The 17926-nt window shown below is 58.5% G+C and carries 15 protein-coding genes; 10 read left to right on the plus strand and 5 right to left on the minus strand.

Going from position 1 to position 17926, the window contains the following annotated elements:
• The 4 genes from BLR08_RS30885 to acpS all read left to right on the plus strand — a co-directional run.
• A partial coding sequence (locus tag BLR08_RS30885) for an exosporium glycoprotein BclB-related protein (RefSeq protein WP_218131603.1) occupies nt 1–1368 on the plus strand: 1368 nt, incomplete at its 5' end.
• Nucleotides 1369–1449: 81 nt separating this feature from the next.
• Nucleotides 1450–3084: an RCC1 domain-containing protein gene (locus tag BLR08_RS29650; protein WP_072338216.1), complete on the plus strand. Its 1635-nt coding sequence runs from the start codon at nt 1450–1452 to the stop codon at nt 3082–3084.
• Nucleotides 3085–3688: 604 nt separating this feature from the next.
• Nucleotides 3689–4498: an ammonia-dependent NAD(+) synthetase gene (gene nadE, locus BLR08_RS29660; RefSeq protein WP_072338214.1), complete on the plus strand. Its 810-nt coding sequence runs from the start codon at nt 3689–3691 to the stop codon at nt 4496–4498.
• A 174-nt stretch (nt 4499–4672) separates the two neighbouring features.
• The gene (gene acpS / locus BLR08_RS29665; protein ID WP_072338219.1) at nt 4673–5119 is read left to right on the plus strand and encodes a holo-ACP synthase; all 447 of its coding nucleotides are present in this window, start codon (nt 4673–4675) and stop codon (nt 5117–5119) included.
• Nucleotides 5120–5141: 22 nt separating this feature from the next.
• Here the strand turns inward: acpS and BLR08_RS29670 are convergent, their stop codons facing one another.
• Nucleotides 5142–5537 (minus strand): c-type cytochrome, encoded by a 396-nt coding sequence (locus BLR08_RS29670; RefSeq protein ID WP_072338213.1) that lies wholly within the window; start codon nt 5535–5537, stop codon nt 5142–5144.
• On the minus strand, nt 5534–6217 hold the full coding sequence (locus BLR08_RS29675) for a hypothetical protein (protein WP_072338212.1): 684 nt from the start codon (nt 6215–6217) through the stop codon (nt 5534–5536). Before BLR08_RS29675 ends, BLR08_RS29670 begins: the two co-directional genes overlap by 4 nt.
• A 113-nt stretch (nt 6218–6330) precedes the next feature.
• On the opposite strand from BLR08_RS29675, the gene mutY reads away from it, so the two are divergent.
• Nucleotides 6331–7485 carry an A/G-specific adenine glycosylase gene (gene mutY, locus BLR08_RS29680; protein ID WP_072338211.1) on the plus strand — a complete coding sequence of 385 codons (1155 nt, stop codon included), beginning with the start codon at nt 6331–6333 and terminating at the stop codon, nt 7483–7485.
• Between the two features lie 82 nt (nt 7486–7567).
• Here mutY and BLR08_RS29685 read toward each other — a convergent pair whose 3' ends face one another.
• The 3 genes from BLR08_RS29685 to BLR08_RS29695 all read right to left on the minus strand — a co-directional run bounded on the left by BLR08_RS29685 (nt 7568) and on the right by BLR08_RS29695 (nt 9361).
• Nucleotides 7568–8251: a Crp/Fnr family transcriptional regulator gene (locus BLR08_RS29685; RefSeq protein ID WP_072338210.1), complete on the minus strand. Its 684-nt coding sequence runs from the start codon at nt 8249–8251 to the stop codon at nt 7568–7570.
• Between the two features lie 174 nt (nt 8252–8425).
• Nucleotides 8426–9040: a superoxide dismutase gene (locus tag BLR08_RS29690; RefSeq protein WP_072338209.1), complete on the minus strand. Its 615-nt coding sequence runs from the start codon at nt 9038–9040 to the stop codon at nt 8426–8428.
• Nucleotides 9041–9157: 117 nt separating this feature from the next.
• Nucleotides 9158–9361, minus strand: coding sequence for a hypothetical protein (locus tag BLR08_RS29695; protein WP_072338208.1), 204 nt, complete (start codon nt 9359–9361; stop codon nt 9158–9160).
• A 265-nt stretch (nt 9362–9626) separates the two neighbouring features.
• Between BLR08_RS29695 and BLR08_RS29705 the strand changes: the two genes are divergently transcribed.
• The 5 genes from BLR08_RS29705 to BLR08_RS29725 all read left to right on the plus strand — a co-directional run bounded on the left by BLR08_RS29705 (nt 9627) and on the right by BLR08_RS29725 (nt 17926).
• On the plus strand, nt 9627–10190 hold the full coding sequence (locus BLR08_RS29705) for a hypothetical protein (protein WP_143014496.1): 564 nt from the start codon (nt 9627–9629) through the stop codon (nt 10188–10190).
• A 540-nt stretch (nt 10191–10730) separates the two neighbouring features.
• Nucleotides 10731–14129, plus strand: a complete 3399-nt coding sequence (locus BLR08_RS29710) for a S8 family serine peptidase (protein ID WP_072338205.1) — start codon at nt 10731–10733, stop codon at nt 14127–14129.
• A 232-nt stretch (nt 14130–14361) separates the two neighbouring features.
• Nucleotides 14362–16458, plus strand: a complete 2097-nt coding sequence (locus BLR08_RS29715; RefSeq protein ID WP_072338204.1) for a sensor histidine kinase — start codon at nt 14362–14364, stop codon at nt 16456–16458.
• Nucleotides 16459–17184, plus strand: coding sequence for a response regulator transcription factor (locus BLR08_RS29720; protein WP_072338203.1), 726 nt, complete (start codon nt 16459–16461; stop codon nt 17182–17184). It abuts the gene before it with no gap.
• A 304-nt stretch (nt 17185–17488) separates the two neighbouring features.
• On the plus strand, nt 17489–17926 hold the full coding sequence (locus tag BLR08_RS29725; RefSeq protein ID WP_072338202.1) for a GNAT family N-acetyltransferase: 438 nt from the start codon (nt 17489–17491) through the stop codon (nt 17924–17926).

Here is a 17926-nt window from a genome sequence, read left to right on the forward strand (position 1 = left end):
ACGGGAGCAACAGGCGCGACCGGAGCGGTAGGAGACGTTGGTGCAACGGGAGCAACAGGTGCAACAGGAGCCACGGGAGCAACCGGTGCAACAGGTACCTTCCTGGGAGCGGTCGGCTATACAGCAGGACAAGCTCCGAGCTATACGCCGGGTCAAGTAGTTATATATAATGGCAGCCTCTACGTTGTGACTGCCAACAGTCCGTCTGGTGTCCCCGGGGGCTCGGGAGACTATACCCTCATCGTTAGCAAGGGGGATACCGGTCCGGCGGGCCCTGCAGGGGCAACAGGAGCGACAGGAGCAACAGGCCCGGCCGGAGCAGACGGTGTAACAGGTCCGGCGGGCCCGACCGGAGCAACGGGGGCGACCGGTCCGGCCGGCGCAGGGCTTGATGGGGTCGTGGCATTTGATCCCGCAGTTTCGCCAACGTATGCCAATGGCACGGTCGTCACGTATAACGGCAGCACGTATATAGCGAATGTCGCAGCACCGACAGGCATGCCGGACACCTCGCCTGATTATACGTTGCTGGCAGCGGCCGGTGTCACTGGAGCAACAGGTCCGGCTGGAGCAACCGGTTTGGCGGGCCCGACCGGAGCAACGGGAGCGACCGGTCCGGCCGGCGCAGGGCTTGATGGGGTCGTGGCATTTGATCCCGCAGTTTCGCCAACGTATGCCAATGGCACAGTCGTCACGTATAACGGCAGCACGTATATAGCGAATGTCGCAGCGCCGACAGGCATGCCGGACACCTCGCCTGATTATACGCTGCTGGCAGCCGTTGGGGCCACCGGAGCGCCAGGTGCAACTGGAGCAACCGGTGCGACTGGTCCGCAAGGAGCGCCGGGTGCAGGGGCGATTATTCCATTCAGCTCCGGATTGCCGATTGATATAACCACGATAGCTGGCGGATTAAAAGGAACGGGCAGCTTGGTTGGCTTCGGCAGTTCGGTTAAAGGAGTCGGCTTTTCTGGCAACACGATCGATCTTACCGGGGCGGCAGGGACCAACTTAAACTACGCTTTCAGCGTTCCGCGCAGCGGTACTATCACTTCGCTGGCAGGTTTTTTCAGCACGACAGCCGCCCAGTCGCTGGTCGGCAGCACAGTTACTGTGGAAGCCCAGCTTTATAAGTCCACAGCTATGAGTAATACGTTCGCACCTATACCGGGTGCAACAGTAACGCTGAGTCCTGTATTAACCGGCGTATTGACTATAGGTACCATTACAAGCGGGCAAACAACCGGTCTTAACATTCCTGTAGCAGCCGGCGATCGGCTCATGCTGGTATATTCCGCAACAGCTTCAGGAATATCACTCGTTAACACCATATCCGGCTATGCCAGCGGGGGAGTAGAAATCAAGTAACTGATTTCTACAGAACCATAGGCTTCAGCACGAAGAATTTTTCAGTGAATCACGCATATCACAAGTAGGGAAGTGATCGGATTGGCAGGCAATTCAGCAACAATCACAAAAAAGTGCCTTCTGCTCGCGCTGCTCGTTCTGCTGCAGGGGTACGGTCCGCTGCTTCCCGCCGGTCAGGCTGAAAACGGGGGCGGGGCTATGTCTCCCTCCGGCTTGGCAGCGGCTGCAGAGACGAAAGCTGGTGCGCTCGGCAAAGCCCTGGTTCCATCAGCGGAAGAGCGGCAAACCGTCACCAATCAAGTATATGGAGAGCAAACGGTTGGCGGGAGCGTATACGGAGCAATCCCGCCGGCAGCTGACCTGATAGCGCCTAGCGCGCCTGAGCTAAGTGTAAGCGGACGGACGGCAAACAGCATCAGTCTGTCCTGGACAGCGGCTTCCGACGATACTGGCGTCGCTGAATATGAGGTGTTTCAGGATGAAGTGTCCGTGACTCATATCACTTACGGTGCGACGACCTACACGGCCTACGGTTTGAATGCCGGACAAACCTACACGTTCGCCGTTAGAGCGAAGGATGCAGCCGGGAATGCTTCGAAGCTTAGCAATACGCTTAAATTAAGCCCGCTCGATGTCGAACGCAGGCTGGGCAGTTCCTTGGCGATGGGCAGCGGCCATGCGATGCACACGGTTGCTGTACGGCCGGATGGTACGCTATGGGCGTGGGGAAGCAATGAATCCGGGCAGCTGGGTCTGGAGGAATCGCTGTTTAACATGACGCCTATACACATCCAAGGACTTCCGCAGATCAGCTCTGCATCGGTAGGGCAGAACCACACGCTGGCGCTTGCTCAGGACGGTACGGTATGGACATGGGGCGGCAATAACGCTGGGCAGTTGGGCGACGGAACGCAGGATAAGCGGCTGGCTCCCGTCCAGGTTGTCGGCTTGTCCGATATCGTGCAGGTACAGGCAGGGGAGCAGCATTCGCTGGCCTTGAAGGCTGACGGCACGGTATGGGCATGGGGCTTCAACGGTTACGGCCAGCTGGGGGACGGAACAACCGCTAACCGGGCTGAAGTCGGTCAAGTTGCCGGATTGGAGGCGATAAGCTCCATCTCAGCGGGGGCCTTCTACAATCTGGCGGTTAAAACGGACGGTACGGTATGGGCATGGGGCTTCAATGGCTATGGACAGCTCGGTGACGGTACAGCGGCGGACCGTCACGCGCCGGTACAGTTGAAAGGGCTGGAGGGGATTCAGTCCGCAGCAGCCGGCGTATTCCATAGCATGGCTCTGTCTCACGACGGCTCGGTGTATACTTGGGGCAACAATAGTGAAGGTATGCTGGGCGACGGAACGAAGAGTGACCGGACTACCCCGGCACAGGTTGTATCGATGGACTCAGCAGTAAGCGTCTCGGCCGGTGCGCTTCACAGCATGGCTTTGAAGGAGGACGGCACGGTATGGGTCTGGGGTGCCAATAACGAAGGCCAGCTGGCTTTGCCAGGCGAGACCGGACACCTTCTCCCGGCATCGATTTCCTTAGCAGAGCCTGCCGCTGCCATAAGCGCCGGCTACATGAGCAGCTCCGTGACTAGCCCCAGCGGCGAATTCATGGCTTGGGGCTATAACGCCTACGGGTTGATCGGCAACGGCACGAATACCAATGTGTTATCTCCGGTCAGCGTTCGTGCTGAGCACGCTTCGGAGTAAGGACAGCCGTGAGCGGCCGCGTTTACACGGAGCTGCTCGCTGCAGAAGAGAGAGAATTCCTGGCTTTGGCCGGGGGTTCTCTTTTCGGTTTGTCCGAAATTTTAAATCAGAACTACAAGCAGGAAGGCTTGCCCTTAAAGCCGCCTCAGAACAATCATGGCGCGGCAGCACGGGGGCAAGATGGGAAAGCAGCCTCCCCGGTTGCTGTATCCGTTGAAGAGGGAAACCTAGTCTGCAAGCCTGCCCGCGGTCTTAGAGAGGGACCGGCGACGGCGCATAAGTCATTTAAGCTTATCCGCGGTCTTGCATAAGCGCCAGGGTCAGCTCCAGGGAGGCAATAGGCAAGGAGGGCGCAAATAAATAACGCGGCCTTGCCGTCTGGTCAACGCCCTCCTCCCTCCATTTTCACTTCCCAAGCACCTTCCAAGGCTGATTAAACCTGCGGCGAACTTGCATACATGGTCTTCGGCCAGGTTTTCTAAACGGCACCGCCGGTTTTTCCTTATCCCGCCATCGTGGTATACTTGTAACCATAGCTAACCAAGGCAGGCGCAGCCCCGGCTGGCGTCCGTCATCAACGCATTTCAGACAAGGAGTGAATAGGATGAGTCTGCAGCAGGACATTATCGCCAAGCTCGGCGTACAGCCGCATATTGATGTGGAAGCGGAGATTCGCAAACGGGTGAATTTTCTGAAAGAGTATGTGGTGAAAGCGGGAGTGGACGGGCTGCTGATCGCTATCAGCGGGGGGATCGACAGCGCTGTTGCCGCCGGACTGTGCAAGCGCGCAACCGATGAGCTGACGGAGGAGAAGGGCCGAGAGTTCAAGACAGTTGGCGTATTCCAGCCGTACGGAGAGCAGTCCGATATCGCGGACAGCTATGCGGTAGCGGAAGCCTTTAACTTAAAATACCGGCTGGAGACCAATATTGAGGAAGCCGTCAATGAGATTGCGCTGGAAGCGGAGCATGCGCTGAAGGGCGCGGGCATCCACAAGCATCTGAGCCGCGGGGGCAAAGGCAATGTGAAGGCGAGAACCCGCATGGTCATGCAGTATGCGCTGGCCTTCGAGATGAACCTGCTCGTTGTCGGCACTGACCACGCTTCCGAGGCGATTACCGGCTTCTTCACCAAATACGGGGACGGAGCCGTCGATATTACGCCGATGAGCACGCTCAATAAGCGGCAGGTACGGCAGCTTGCGCAAAGCCTGGGTGTCCCGCAAAGCGTATTGGACAAAGCGCCAACCGCCGGTCTGTGGGAAGGCCAGACGGATGAGCAGGAGCTCGGCATCACCTATGGCGACAACAGCGATTACCTGGAAGGGAAGACGATCTCGGACGAAGCTCGCGAGAAGCTGGAGAAGCAGTATCTCAAAACCGAGCATAAGCGTGTGGCCATACCGGGAATCTAGCTGCGCGCTCCGGAGCGGGCCGATCACATCTGCAGCTCCGGCGCAAGCTCAATCGGCCACCGTGCGGCAGCGGGTCCTACCTGCGGCGCGCGGTGGCTTGTTTTGTGCCTGAGCGCGAATGGGGACGGGAACTGCTGGCCAGAAAGAGGCTTAATAGGAAAGAGGGAGAGAATGATGATCGTCGGCGTAGGGACAGATTTGCTGGAGATTGCCAGAATAATGAGCATTCTGGAGCAAGGGACGGGGAGGAGATTCCTGGAACGGGTGCTCACCCCTGCGGAGCGATGTCTGGCGGATAGGCGCCAGAAGCGGCTCGCCGAGTTTGTCGCCGGTAGATTCGCGGCGAAGGAAGCCGTGGTCAAGGCGCTGGGCTGCGGACTCGGAAAGCTGGTGTCCCTCCAGGATATCGAGGTGCTTCCGGATTCCTTGGGCAAGCCGGTGTGCCGGATCAGCGAAGCGGCCTGGCAGCGTCTGGGCATGCGCCCGGCGGAGCTAGGAAAAGGCCAAGGGGGAATCATTCTCCACCTGTCCATTTCCCACAGTGAAACCATGGCTATGGCCTATGCCGTAGCGGAACAAGTGGATTCGCCGCCGGGAGCCCGGGGCCGCAGCGGACCCTGAGCGTCCCGGGGCTTAACTCAAATTACTTCAGACCGGCGAGCCAGTCGGACAGCGCGCCGATCTCTTCCGGCTTCAGCTTGCCCTGGAAGCCGGGCATGCCGTTGCCTCCGTTTTCTATTTGCTTGGCAATCTCTTCTTTTGTCATGCGTCCCCCGACGTGCTGCAGGTTCGTCTTCGGCCCGACACGGCCTTCCAAATTGGTGGCGTGACAGGACAGGCATGACTGCTTGTACAACGCCTGTACCTCGCTTGAGGCCCCGGCCATCGCTTCCTCAGCGGTCATTGTACTGCCGGCGGCTTTGCCTCCTCCGAACGGCTCAGGTCCGTCCTTGGCTGCGCAAGCCGATAACAGCAGCAGTGCCGAGGCAAGCAGGCCGACTGCGACAGCCCCTCTGACCGGCGTCCTTCTTTTTCTCATCTGCGATGCCTCCTCCTATTCCAAAGTTGAATCATACTTGCAAGCGCAACTAAACCTGCGCCTCCGAATCCGTCGATCAGTACAGGGGCGAATCCGAGATAGAACCAGCCGACGACGACGGTAAGCGTAAGCTGCCACAAAGCAAGCAGGCCGACAGGGATGCCCAGAGCGGGGGAAAGCCCGGCATAGACGGCAGCCGCCAGCAGCCCTTTGCCGATATAGCCGTCCAGCGAGCCGATCACCCCGGTGCTCGTCAGCACGATCAGGAGCGCCAGGCAGGCGACGGCGAAGAGTGCGGCGGCGACAAGCTGGCGCTCTCTTGAAGGCTCTTCAGGCCGCCGCTCCAGACTTCCGTCGCTGCCTTTGTTCTTTCCCGCCGTCGCGAGCCTGCGGTACGCGAAGACGATCACGGCCGTCGCACAGCCGGCCGCGGGGATCAGGGACGCCGGCACAGGAAGCGGCCTGAACTGAGCAGCGAACAGGCAGACGGCGGAAATCATCTGCGTGAAGCCCCATATATGCAAATAAACGGCATACCCGGCTACGGCCGACCGTGCCTTGTCAGGGGCTTGTCCGGCAGAGCCGGCCGCTGCCTTCTCAGGAGAACGGAGATGGCGGGAGAAGTCGGCTTGTTCCATAGCCGGCACCTCGCTTTCTGTTGTCATGCTTTGAGCGTACACATTCCGAACCTCCAAGTCAAACCTTCGCGTTCCGATGACGGCCGCGCGCTATTCGCGTATAATAGAAAGAGTAGAAACAAGGCAGAAGAGCCTGCCTAGGCAAAGGAGAAAACATGGAACGAGCTGAGCAAGAACATTATTTTTCTTCCGAACTGCTGGCCTGGTACCGCCGCCACAAGCGGGACCTGCCTTGGCGCCGCAGCCGGAATCCTTATCATATCTGGGTGTCCGAGATCATGCTGCAGCAGACAAGGGTGGATACGGTTATCCCGTACTTTCACCGGTTTATCGATAAATTCCCTACGATTCAGGCGCTGGCGGAGGCGCCGGAGGATGAGGTGCTGAAGGCTTGGGAAGGGCTTGGCTACTACTCGCGCGCGCGGAATCTGCAGACTGCCGTCCGCGAAGTGCAGGAGCGTTATGGCGGCGTCGTCCCGGATACGAAGGAGCAGGTGTCCGCGCTTAAAGGAGTAGGCCCCTACACGACGGGAGCTATTCTCAGTATCGCCTACGATAAGGCGGAGCCGGCCGTCGACGGCAATGTCATGCGGGTGCTGTCCCGCTACTTCCTGCTGGAAGAAGATATTATGAAGCCGAAGACCCGCGTAGGCATGGAAAATCTGGCGCAGAAGCTTATACCCGAAGGGGAGGCCAGCGACTTCAATCAGGCGCTGATGGAACTGGGCGCTATGGTCTGTACGCCCAAGTCTCCGAACTGTCTGACCTGTCCGGTGATGGCCGGCTGTGACGGCCGCGCCGCCGGACGTGAAGAAAGCCTGCCGGTCAAAACCAAAGCCAAGCCGCCTCGCCCGGAGGCGCGCGTTGCCTTGCTCCTGGAGGGAGAGGGGATGAATGCCGGTAAGGTGCTCATCCGTCAGCGTCCGGCCGAAGGGCTGCTGGCCCGGATGTGGGAGCTGCCGCATGCCCTGCTGCCAGCCGGAGCGGAGCAGGGACCGGGCGTGCTGCCTTGGGCGGATGCCGCCTTGAGCGCTCATGCGGCGGAGGACGGTATCGGCTTCGACGGACTGACATGGCTGATGCAGGCAGAGCATATTTTCAGCCACATTCGTTGGACGATGGATGTATGCGTGGCGAGGCCCGAGCTTCTTTCCTTAACGTCCGAGTCGGAAGAGACTGCGCTGCTCCCGTCGCATTACCGCTGGATAGGTCCGGAGGACCGGGAGGCGTATGCATTCCCGAATGTGTTCATCCGGATTCTGGATGCTTATTATGCAGACCGGAGCACGGAAGCAGGGCTTTATAAATAAGGCTAAAGCGCGCCAAACCCCCGTCATTCGCTTGCTCAGCGGACCACGGGGGTTTGTTGTTGAGACGGAGCACAGGAGCGGATCAATAAATTCTTTTTTTCAATGCTTCCGCGTCCTTGACGGAAATGAACTTCTTGTTAATCGAGATGATGTTGTCTTCTTGCAGCTCCTGCAGCACCTTCGTCACGGATTCGCGAACGGTGCCAACCAGGTTGGCGAGCTGCTGATGCGTAAGCTTCATATTGATCAGGGTGCCCGTCGACTTGGTCTGGCCGTATTCCTCAGACAGCCGGTAGATCGTCTTGATTATGCGGGATCGAACATCGAGAAAGGTGAGGTCATAGATTTGTTCATTGGCTTTGCGCAGGCGTTCCATGGCGGTTTCCATCAGGCGAAGGCATAACTTGGGGCTTCGTTCCATGAATGCGTAAAATTCCGAGCGGACCAGGGTGTAGATGGAACAGTTGTCGAGCGTCTCCGCTGTGGCTGAACGGGGCAAGCCTTTCTGAACCAAAGCCATCTCTCCAAAAAAATCTCCCTCATGAAACAGCGAGAGAATAATCTCCTTGGCGTTATCGATCCGGTATACCTTGACCACGCCGCTTTGAATCAAGAAAAATTCGTCACCGATATCTCCTTCGAAAAATAAAATCGTGCCCTTCTTATACTTCCTTTCGACGAACAACGGGGCGATCGTTTCAAGCTCCGCCACCGCCAAGTCCTGAAACAAGGGCACATGCTGCAGGAGAGGAACCAGCTTGCTCATGAGCTTCACTCTTTTCCGGAACTGATATCTAGCGTCATTACAAACATATGACTGAATTATAGCTTGATTTTCCTTCACTTGCCAGCTAATCTTCTGCCCGCTGCTTCAAACAAAAAAAGACATGGCCGCAGAATATCCGCGAACCATGTCTTCCTCGCATAGCTGGGGCCGGGATTAGTTAACAGCGGCCTCGTAACGCTTGCCTACTTCTTCCCAGTTTACAACGTTCCAGAAAGCGGCGATGTAGTCAGGGCGTTTGTTTTGATATTTCAGGTAGTAAGCATGCTCCCACACGTCCAGACCGAGGATCGGCGTTTCGCCTTCCATGATCGGGCTGTCTTGGTTAGGCAGGCTGTACACTTTCAATTTTCCTTCTTTCGTTACAGCGAGGAACGCCCAACCGGAACCGAACCGGGTTGCGCCTGCTTTGGCGAAATCTTCCTTGAATTTATCGAAGCCGCCGAGCTCAGCTTGGATAGCGTCAGCCAGCTTGCCGGTTGGCGCGCCGCCGCCGTTCGGGCCGATCGTTTCCCAGAAGAGGGAGTGGTTCGCGTGGCCGCCGCCATTGTTGCGGACAGCTGTGCGGATAGCTTCCGGTACGCTGTTCAGGTCGGAGATCAACTCTTCAATGCTTTTGGATTGCAGATCGGCATGGCCTTCCAGCGCAGCGTTCAAGTTGGTGACGTATGCGTTGTGGTGACGATCGTGGTGAATCATCATAGTCATTTCGTCGATGTGCGGCTCGAGTGCGTTGTTAGCGTAAGGCAGTGCTGGTAATTGATGTGCCATCTTGTAATCTACCTCCTAGAATTTGAAAGTTTCATGTTCATTATCGCTGATTTATGATATAAAATCAACATTTATGTATATTAAGTGTTCGTGACGAAAAACCGACGGCTCGGTCGGCTACCGATCCTGTTCCCGCCGTTCGATCTCATGAATGACTTGGCCCAGCATCGCAGTGCCCTGCGCATTCAACCACGGAGACAAGTCGCTCATCACGCGCTGGTGGTAGCGAAGCTCGTCCATGCTCCATTCCCCGGTCTTTCGTTCACTGAGTTCATGCATCGGGCGGATATTTTCCGGACCGGCCTCTATCGACAAGCTCATGCCCGTCAGCCTCCTTTCTTTTGACCAAAGTTTACCGGATTATCCTAACCTTCAGCCCTCGCTTTTATACAAAGGAGATTGCGGTTGTAGATGTAATCGCAAGCGAGCTAATTGATAAGATTGCAAAGGGCGACAAGCGAGAAGGCGACGGAAGAGCGGAGGGTGAGCAGGGACGGCTGGGGGATGAGCGGGGCGGTCAGAGACGAGTCGGACCGGCTGACGGTGAGCTGAGAGCGCTGGTAGTACGGTGGGATGGGGAAGGCTGGTGGCAGGTCGAGACGCTGGAGGGTTATCGGAGGGCCTGACAGTAAGACGAGCGGCCAGCGGTGAGCTGAGACCACCTGGGGCGCTTGAAAGCGAGGCGGGACAACAAGCCGGAGACGGGCGGAAGCCGCCCGGGAGCTCGGAGCGAGCCCCCGCATGTCAGCCCCCGCTCGACGACGAGGACGAGCTTCCGATGCCCCCATGGCTGGAAGAAGAGCTTGAACCGGAGGAAATGCCTGAGCTGAACGAAGACCCGCCGGACACCGAGCTGCCTGAGCCGGATATTCCGTTGGAAGAGGACCCGCCGGCGCTGCCGGAACTGGATGAGCTGCTAGAGGAGCCGCTGCTGCCGGAACCTTTGCCGGAGGAAGAGGCTCCTGTGCCTGCTGCGGTCCCGGATGAGCTGGCGCTGCCTCCGGGAGAAGTGAATGAGCCGCTTCTGGCGCTGGTTGTCGGTTTGGCGGTGGAGTCCGCAGGGGGCGCGGTCGCTGACGGGGAGCCGGAATTGGCGGCCGCGGCTCCTGCTGGCTTCGAGGCTGCGCCTGCGGGCGCCGACCTTTGGTAATACCGGGTGTTGCCAATGTAATAGTAACCGCCGCCCGATCGATTCACGGAGCCGCTGCCATCGTCGCAGTCGCCGTCCTGATCGGCATCCCGGCAGTAGTCGGCGGGAAGCTCGTTTACGGAGGAGAGGGCGGTGCCGGCCGCCGCTGCTGCGGGGAGCTGCGAAACGCCCTGATTGCCGGCCGTTCCCGCATACGAAGGAGGCGGCGGCACCGTGCCGCCCGTGGCCGGCATCTGGGGCTGATTGGAGCATCCGGCTGCTGTGGTGAGACTCGCTGCCATGAACAGGCTCAGCAGCTTTGCGCGGTTTGCGTTCTGATGTTTTCTCTCTATCGACATGTCTATCCCTCCATTTGCAGCCTATCGCATACTTTACATACGTTCACGGACAGACGATAGTTGCTTGAAAGCCGGAAGGAATTCTAAAATTTTCTATAAAACTAGCAAAAAAATCCACGCCAAGTTGCGGTTCCGCTAGACGGCCTCTATACTGAGGCTTAGGAGTATCTGCGCCTTATAGCGCAGCGGGGAGGGAGAATCCATGAGGAGCTTTCATCGGGCTTGGGCAGGCCGGGGGCTGGCGATTGTTCTGGCTGTGGCTGTCGTCTGCGTTCCAGGGGGAGAGGGGATCGCACAGGGTCAAGCCTATGGGGAAGAGGGACAGCTGCGGCCTCGGCAGCCAGTGGAGTCGCTTTATCCGGCAGAGGAGAGACGAGCCGAGGTGCTGCCGGGCAAAGTAGTGGTCAAGTATAAAATGCGGCCGGAGAAAGCAGAAGCGTACGGTTTGCGGTCTGCTCAGGCTGATGTACATAGGGGCGAGCTTGATTCTCCATTCGAAGAGGTGCAGCTGGACGCGGGCCAAAGCGTGGATGCCGCTCTACAGGAGCTTCAACAGTCCGAGGATGTCGAATATGCGGAGCCGGTCTACCTGTTTCGTCTGCTGGATACGACGGAAAGCGCCGACGGAGAGGAGGACGGGCATGCCGGACCTGCTCCCGGCGCGGAAGATTCGTCCCAGGAGCCGGGAAGGGTCCCGGAAGATATGGCGGACGAAGATGAGCCCGTAATGCCGGGCGCGGATGGACCGGGAAATCCGGAAAACGCTGTAGATTCGGGAAGTCCGTCAGATCCGAGAAACCCTGGAAACCCGGCAGGTCCCGGAGACCCGGGGATGCCTCCGCCGTATGTTCCCCCGGTCAACGACCCGGGCTGGCCCAAGCAGTGGGGGCTCACCGTCACGGATGTTACTTATGCCTGGAACCACATCGCCGCATCGCCGGCCGGAGACGGCCGCAAGGTGCGCATAGCGGTGCTGGACACGGGAGTGAACGGAGATCATCCGGACCTTGCCGGACAAGTGCTGGAAGGGCTGGATGCCGTCAGCCAGACCCGGGAATCCGGCGATAACTACGGGCATGGCACCAAGGTGGCGGGTATTATCGCAGCCAGCCTCAACAACGGGATTGGAATTGCCGGCGTGGCCGGCGGCATAGCCGAAATATTGCCCGTCCGCGTCGGCTATTGGGCAAGCCGGGACGATTATGTCATCCCCAGCGACAAGCTGGCAGCCGGCATCTATTGGGCGGTCAAAAATGGCGCTCAGGTCATTAACCTGAGCCTGGGGATAGATGCGGCGACAGCGGGGATTGACCAGATCCGGGTCGTGCGCGATGCGGTCAACTATGCGCTGGACCATCAAGTAGTCGTGGTGGCGGCAAGCGGCAACAGCAGCAATCATTGGATCTATGGCGAAAGCGGAGACTCGGACAAGCTGCCCAACCAGGAACGAAAATTCGTGTGGACGTCATTTCCCGCCAATATGGACGGCGTGCTGTCGGTAGGAGCTGTCACACAGCTTCCGGGCGGCAAGCTGGCGATTGCCGACTTCTCGAATATCGGGACCGTTACGGTGGTCGCTCCGGGCACAGAGATGTATACGACCTCAGCTGCCTTCAGAACGGCGGAGGCCTATGAGGATGCGAGCGGAACGTCGTTTTCGGCTCCGTTCGTTAGCGGACTGACGGGTCTTCTGCTGGCTCAGAACCCGGCCTTGACGCCGGCGGAGGTCCGCGCCATTATCCGCGACAGCGCCATACGGCCCGGCATCGAGCGGCCTGCCTACGCGAATCTGCCGCCGGCCGAGGACCTGTACATCGGAGGGGGCTTAGTGAGCGCGAAACGTGCCGTTTCGCTTCCCCGGCTTGTGCTGGAGGGGGCGGTTCAGCCCGCCGATCAAGGACAGCTCAGCTACAGCGCAAAGGTGACGGCGGTGGATGATAAGGGCAGGAAGCGCCGGGATATCGACGGCCAGATTCAACTAGCCGTGACCCGAGAGGGCGGCACGGCCGTATCCGTACACAACATGGTGTATGGAGAAGTGACGGTGCCGCAGCTTGCCGCTTCCCCCAGCGATTATTACGAGCTGTCCATGCGCGCATCCGGCGGCGGAGGATCTTTGGAATTTATTTCCTCAGCGGAATCCCGGTTTGTGAAGCGGCCTCCGTCTCCGATTGCTTCCCTGCCGAGCGGCTCGTATACGGGAAGCCAGCGGCTGACCTTGACGAGCGAGGTGGCGGATGCGAGCATTTACTACACGATAAACGGAATGCCGCCCTGGCCGCGCGCAACGCCGGATTCGCTGGAGTATGGCGCTCCGCTGGTGGTGAACGGCGATGTGACCCTGACAGCGGTAGCCGTCAAGCATGGAGTGCCCAGTCTGCCGGTTTCGTTCACTTACCGGATTACGGCAGGGGGCGGCATCGGAGGTGGAGGAGGAGCGCCAGGAGGCATAGGGGCTGCCCTCCCTGTCGTGGAGGAAGAGCGAACGATAGAGGGCGGAGAGCTGCATCTGAAGCCCGATAAGGCCGAGCTGCTGAGCCGGCTGGCGACTGACAAGGGGGCTCCGCTGCACATCGATGCCCGAAGCGGGGACGGCAAGCCTGTATCGGGCCTTCAGGTTGAACTGCCGAAAGAGGTGTGGGAGCGAGCCTCGGCCCAAGGAACACCGATTGTCGTCGAGGCGGACCGGGCGGTACTGACGTTCCCGCCGCATGCAGTTCCGCTTCCTGCCGGGGCGGACAGCATGGTCTTGTCGCTGTACAGCCGCCAGCAGACCGGGATGAAGCCGGGGTTCGCCCGGTGGGCGTCGCCCGTCTACGATCTGCAGCTGCGGGCGGCGGGCCAAGAGATCACGGCGTTCGCGAAGCCGGTATGGGCCGAATTCGGCTATGACCGGGCCAAGCTGGACGACAAGAGCCGCTCGGGCGTCTATCTCTACGCGCTTGCTTCCAGGGAATGGAAGTATGCGGGAGGAAGCTTTGAGACGGAAGGGCGCGTACGCTTGCAGCTCGACCGCTTTTCCCGGTATGCGGTCATGCAGTGGAACCGGACGTTCGAGGATATTCAGGGTCACTGGGCGCAGACGGCGATCGAGCGCCTGGCCGCCAGGCAGATCGCGGACGGCATGACGGACGCCGTCTTCGCGCCGGACGGCATCCTGACCCGCGCGCAGTTCACGGCACTGCTCGCGCGCAGCTTGGGCTTAGCCCCTGCGCCGGAGGCGGAGCTTGCGTTCCGCGATGTGCCGGAGGACAGCTGGTACCGCGATGCCGTGGCCCGCGCCTATGCCGCAGGCATCGTGAGCGGTGTCAGCGGGACGGCCTTCGAACCGGAGGCGCCGATCACCCGCGAGCAGATGGCGGTTATGCTGGTGCAGGCCCGCCGCCTCTACCCGGCGGGGGGAGCGCTGGCGGACGAGGACGCCAAGTCAACTCGTCTGCCGTTTGCGGATAAGCAGAGCATCAGCGGCTGGGCGCTGGAAGCGGTCGGCCGGGCGGCGGAGGCCGGGCTGATCGAAGGGCATCCGGACGGGACGTTCGCCCCGCGGGAGAAGGCAAGCCGCGCGCAGGCTATGACGATTCTGCACCGGCTGCTGTTCTAGTCGCTCCGCAAGCTTGCCGATCAGAATAACAAGCAACAGGCATTTGGCCGCTCGGCCGGATGCCTGTTTTTGGCGTTCACCGGTATACACCGGCGCATCGCATGCCGTCAGGCTGCCGTCGCCGCCTGTCGGAAGTCGCCATAAGCGGATGTTTGCGGATATAATAGAGAAGATTCGTTGATTTATTTACTCTGTCTTTATTTAATCTATCTATAAGGAAGGCCCATCGTCGATGCGAGTAAAAGTTCTTATTAGGTTAGGTTTGCTTGCCAGCCTTCTAGCTGCGGGCGGCTTCCTGCGTCCCGTTCCTGCGGCCGCAGCGGATGAGCCGGCAGCCGCTGCGGCTGTCCCCTTTTCGGCAGATTCGACTACGGTGACTGAACTGAGCGGACCATGGATGTTTTATTGGGAGCGCTTGCTTGCTCCGGAGGACTTCAATAGCCTTGAGTCGGACCCTGGAGCGGCGGCTGCCGTCATGCTTCCGCATACGTGGGGGAGTTCGTCTTCCGGAACCGCTCCTAGTTCGAAGGGATACGGGACTTACCGGATACTGGTCAACTTGGCGCCGGAGAAGGAGCATGCGGTGCAAGGGCTGTACATACCGGCAGCGGCAACGGCTTACCGGCTGTGGATCAATGGCGAGCTGAAGGCGGAGAACGGAAAGGTCGGCACGTCGAGAGCCGAGATGGTGCCGAAAAATTATGCCAAGGTGGTATACTTCAACGCCCGGCCGGGGGTGAATGAGGTCATTCTGCAGGTTTCCAACTTCGTTCAGCGAAAAGGAGGCTTATGGACAGAGCTGTACATAGGAGATGCGGAAGCCGTTACGCTTATGCGCGAAAAGAACATCGTGGCCCAGCTTGTCATTTCCATCGCGCTGCTGACGCTGGGCGGGTATCATCTGGCGCTGTTCGCGCTGCGGAAGCTGGATCGCCTCAGCTTGCTTATCGGGATCTTCTGCTCGATGCTGTCGCTTCGTTCGCTGCTGCTGGGAGATACGCTGTTCATTCGATTTTTCCCCGGTATTCCGTGGGAGCTGGCGGTGAAGGCCGAATACTTGGCGCCTTACTGGGGAATCTCGATTTTCGTGCTGTTCGTTTGCCTGCTGTATCCCGGGGAGCTGCCGAGAAAAGCGGCATATGCCCTGTCGGGCACGGGCTTTCTTTTCTCGCTGGTCGTGCTGATCTTCCCGGCCCGCATCTTCACTTACACCATGTTCCCCTTCCAGCTCTACCTGATAGGCATATTTTCATACATGACGTACATCTTCGCGCTTGCGGCTTACCGGCGCAGAGTAGGCGCGTTGCTTAACGGTGTTTCGTCGCTCATTATGTTTGCAGCTGCGCTGAACGATATTTTGTATTACAACGGGCTGGTGAAGACGACCGATTTCGTGCCATACGGCGTCATGCAGTTTATCATCGTGCAAACTTTGATCGTTGCGCTGAAATTTTCAAAGGCTTATTATAAAGTGGAGAAGCTGTCGGATGAGCTGCTTGTGCTTAATGCGACACTGGAAGACCGGATCAAGGACCGCACCAAGGAGCTTGAGCGTAGCTATGGCCAGCTGAAGGAAGCCAATGAACATCTGAAGCATGCGGAGTCGTCCAGACAGCGGCTGCTAGCCAATATCTCCCATGAACTGGGCACCCCGATGACAGCGGTTCAAGGCTACTTGAAGGCGATGCTGGATGGAGTCATTCGACCGAATGACCGTTCTTACCTGCAGATGATTTATGACAAGGTTATATTGGTCAGCCGGCTTGTGCAGGATTTGTTTGATCTGTCCAAGCTGGAGGCGGGGAAAGCTTCCTTTAACTTCACTTATGTGACATTGGAAGATTTATTTCGGGATTATGTGGACAAATATAGATTAGACGTAGAAAACCGCCAGCTGCGCTTCGAGCTGGTTCCGCCTGCGTATGAGGCGGGTATAGGGACGCCGCTGGTTTATGTCGACGTATTCCGGATGCAGCAGGTCATCGGCAACATCGTGTTCAATGCTTTGAAGTTCACGCCGCCGGGAGGGACGATAACCATCCGCGGAGAACTTCACATCAAGCCGGACAAGCCGCAAGAGGGCGTAGTCGCCATCTCGGTAAGCGATACGGGGACGGGCATCCATCCGTCCGTATTGAATCAGGTGTTCGACCGCTTCGTAAAGGGCGGCGGCTCCCAGGAAGGCGAGGGCTCCGGTCTCGGTCTGGCGATTGTGAAGGAAATCGTAGATATTCATGGGGGGAACGTGGAGGCTGAGAGCCAGCCGGGCGAAGGTGCTACGTTCCGATTTACCTTGCCGGTCGAAATTCTGCCTGAGGAGGTGGAGTGAGTGTCCGAGCATCACATCTTGCTCGTAGAGGACGACAAAGAGATAGGCAGGCTGATCCAGCTGTACCTGGATTCGCGCGGGTATAAGGTCAGGACAGCGCGCGACGGGGGGGATGGGCTGCGCCAATTCGAGACTGAGCCTCCCGACCTGGTGCTGCTGGATATCGGGCTGCCGGGGATGAACGGCCTCGAGCTTTGCCGGTGCATAAGACGCGTGTCCAATGTTCCGATCATATTCATCAGCTGCAATACGGAAAATGAGGACATTATCCGGGGGCTCGGCCTGGGCGCGGACGATTACATCACGAAGCCGTTCGATCCGAATGTGCTGATCGCACGGGTGGAGGCTAATCTGCGGCGCGCGCCCGTCTTTCACCGCAGCTCCTCCCCAGCCCGGGGGGACGATGAGCGAAGGCTGGTCTTCGGGGGACTTGAGATCGATATCGCCGGTTATTCGGTTCGCCTGAAGGGGGCGCCGGTGAATATTTCCACCAAGGAGATGCAGATTTTGTTGTTCATGGCCCGCCATCCCGATCAGATCTTCACGGCCGAGCAGCTGTACCGGGAGGTATGGGGAGTGGAGAGCTACTCCGATGCGCGGACCGTCGTCGTTCATATCAGCAGCTTGAGGAAGAAGATCGAGACGCATCCTTCGGAACCCGCTTTTATTCAGAACGTGCGGGGGTACGGCTATAAATTCAACTCGCAGCCTCATGCTGCGGAATAAGGCCGGAGCTTGGTGTCCGGCTGAACGTCAGCGGCTTTCCGTTCGGAAGAACGGGGGCCGCTGTTTGGCGTGAGAACGAACAGAACGGGGATGAAGGGGGGGCGAGGGGCGCGCGGAATCCGGTTCAAGCGGCTGCGAGAAAAACAACTGGAATGTTCGTGAAAACGCTTCATTTAAAGCGCTTTCGGAGCATTTTTGCAAAAATCTTAAGAAAATTAAGCTTTTTTTAATTTTTTAGCAGGAATTATAGCAAGTTTTGTCGTATTTTATAAAATACCATTTGAGTGGTTGGGGAGAGTGCAGCATGCTGGTAACTTCGTATCAAGTTCGTTCTTTTCAATTGTCGGATTATGTAGCTGTCACCAAGTTGTTTAAGAATGTATTGTCGGATGCCTGTTATGATGAGACGATGGCCGCGTTTGCCCGTCAGCTTTCCTGGGACAGCGAGCTCGTCATGGTCGCCGAGGAGAACGAGGAGATCGTTGGCGTCATCGTCGGCACGATCGACAAGCAGCAAGCTTACTATTACCGTATCGCGGTAGAGCACAACTATCAGCGCCGCGGCATCGGACAAGCTTTGATCGAATCCCTTCGCGGACGCTTCGTCATGCGCAAGGTTCACCGGATCATGGTTACCGTCGATGTCCATAATGAAGTGGTTCTGCCGTTATATGAGAAGGCCGGCTATCGGGCGGATGATTTTTCGCGGTCGGCTCACCGTCTAAGTATTGTGAACGGGTAG

The organism is Paenibacillus sp. cl123, from assembly GCF_900101595.1.
Taxonomy (GTDB): Bacteria; Bacillota; Bacilli; order Paenibacillales; family NBRC-103111; genus Paenibacillus_G.

Excerpts from the sequence above, each read along its gene's own strand:
- acpS (WP_072338219.1), top strand. The coding sequence starts at position 4,673 with ATGATCGTCGGCGTAGGGACAGATTTGCTGGAGATTGCCAGAATAATG.
- BLR08_RS29685 (WP_072338210.1), bottom strand. The coding sequence starts at position 8,251 with ATGAGCAAGCTGGTTCCTCTCCTGCAGCATGTGCCCTTGTTTCAGGAC.
- BLR08_RS29710 (WP_072338205.1), top strand. The coding sequence starts at position 10,731 with ATGAGGAGCTTTCATCGGGCTTGGGCAGGCCGGGGGCTGGCGATTGTT.
- BLR08_RS29690 (WP_072338209.1), bottom strand. The coding sequence starts at position 9,040 with ATGGCACATCAATTACCAGCACTGCCTTACGCTAACAACGCACTCGAG.
- BLR08_RS29670 (WP_072338213.1), bottom strand. The coding sequence starts at position 5,537 with ATGAGAAAAAGAAGGACGCCGGTCAGAGGGGCTGTCGCAGTCGGCCTG.
- nadE (WP_072338214.1), top strand. The coding sequence starts at position 3,689 with ATGAGTCTGCAGCAGGACATTATCGCCAAGCTCGGCGTACAGCCGCAT.
- BLR08_RS29695 (WP_072338208.1), bottom strand. The coding sequence starts at position 9,361 with ATGAGCTTGTCGATAGAGGCCGGTCCGGAAAATATCCGCCCGATGCAT.
- mutY (WP_072338211.1), top strand. The coding sequence starts at position 6,331 with ATGGAACGAGCTGAGCAAGAACATTATTTTTCTTCCGAACTGCTGGCC.
- BLR08_RS29725 (WP_072338202.1), top strand. The coding sequence starts at position 17,489 with ATGCTGGTAACTTCGTATCAAGTTCGTTCTTTTCAATTGTCGGATTAT.
- BLR08_RS29715 (WP_072338204.1), top strand. The coding sequence starts at position 14,362 with ATGCGAGTAAAAGTTCTTATTAGGTTAGGTTTGCTTGCCAGCCTTCTA.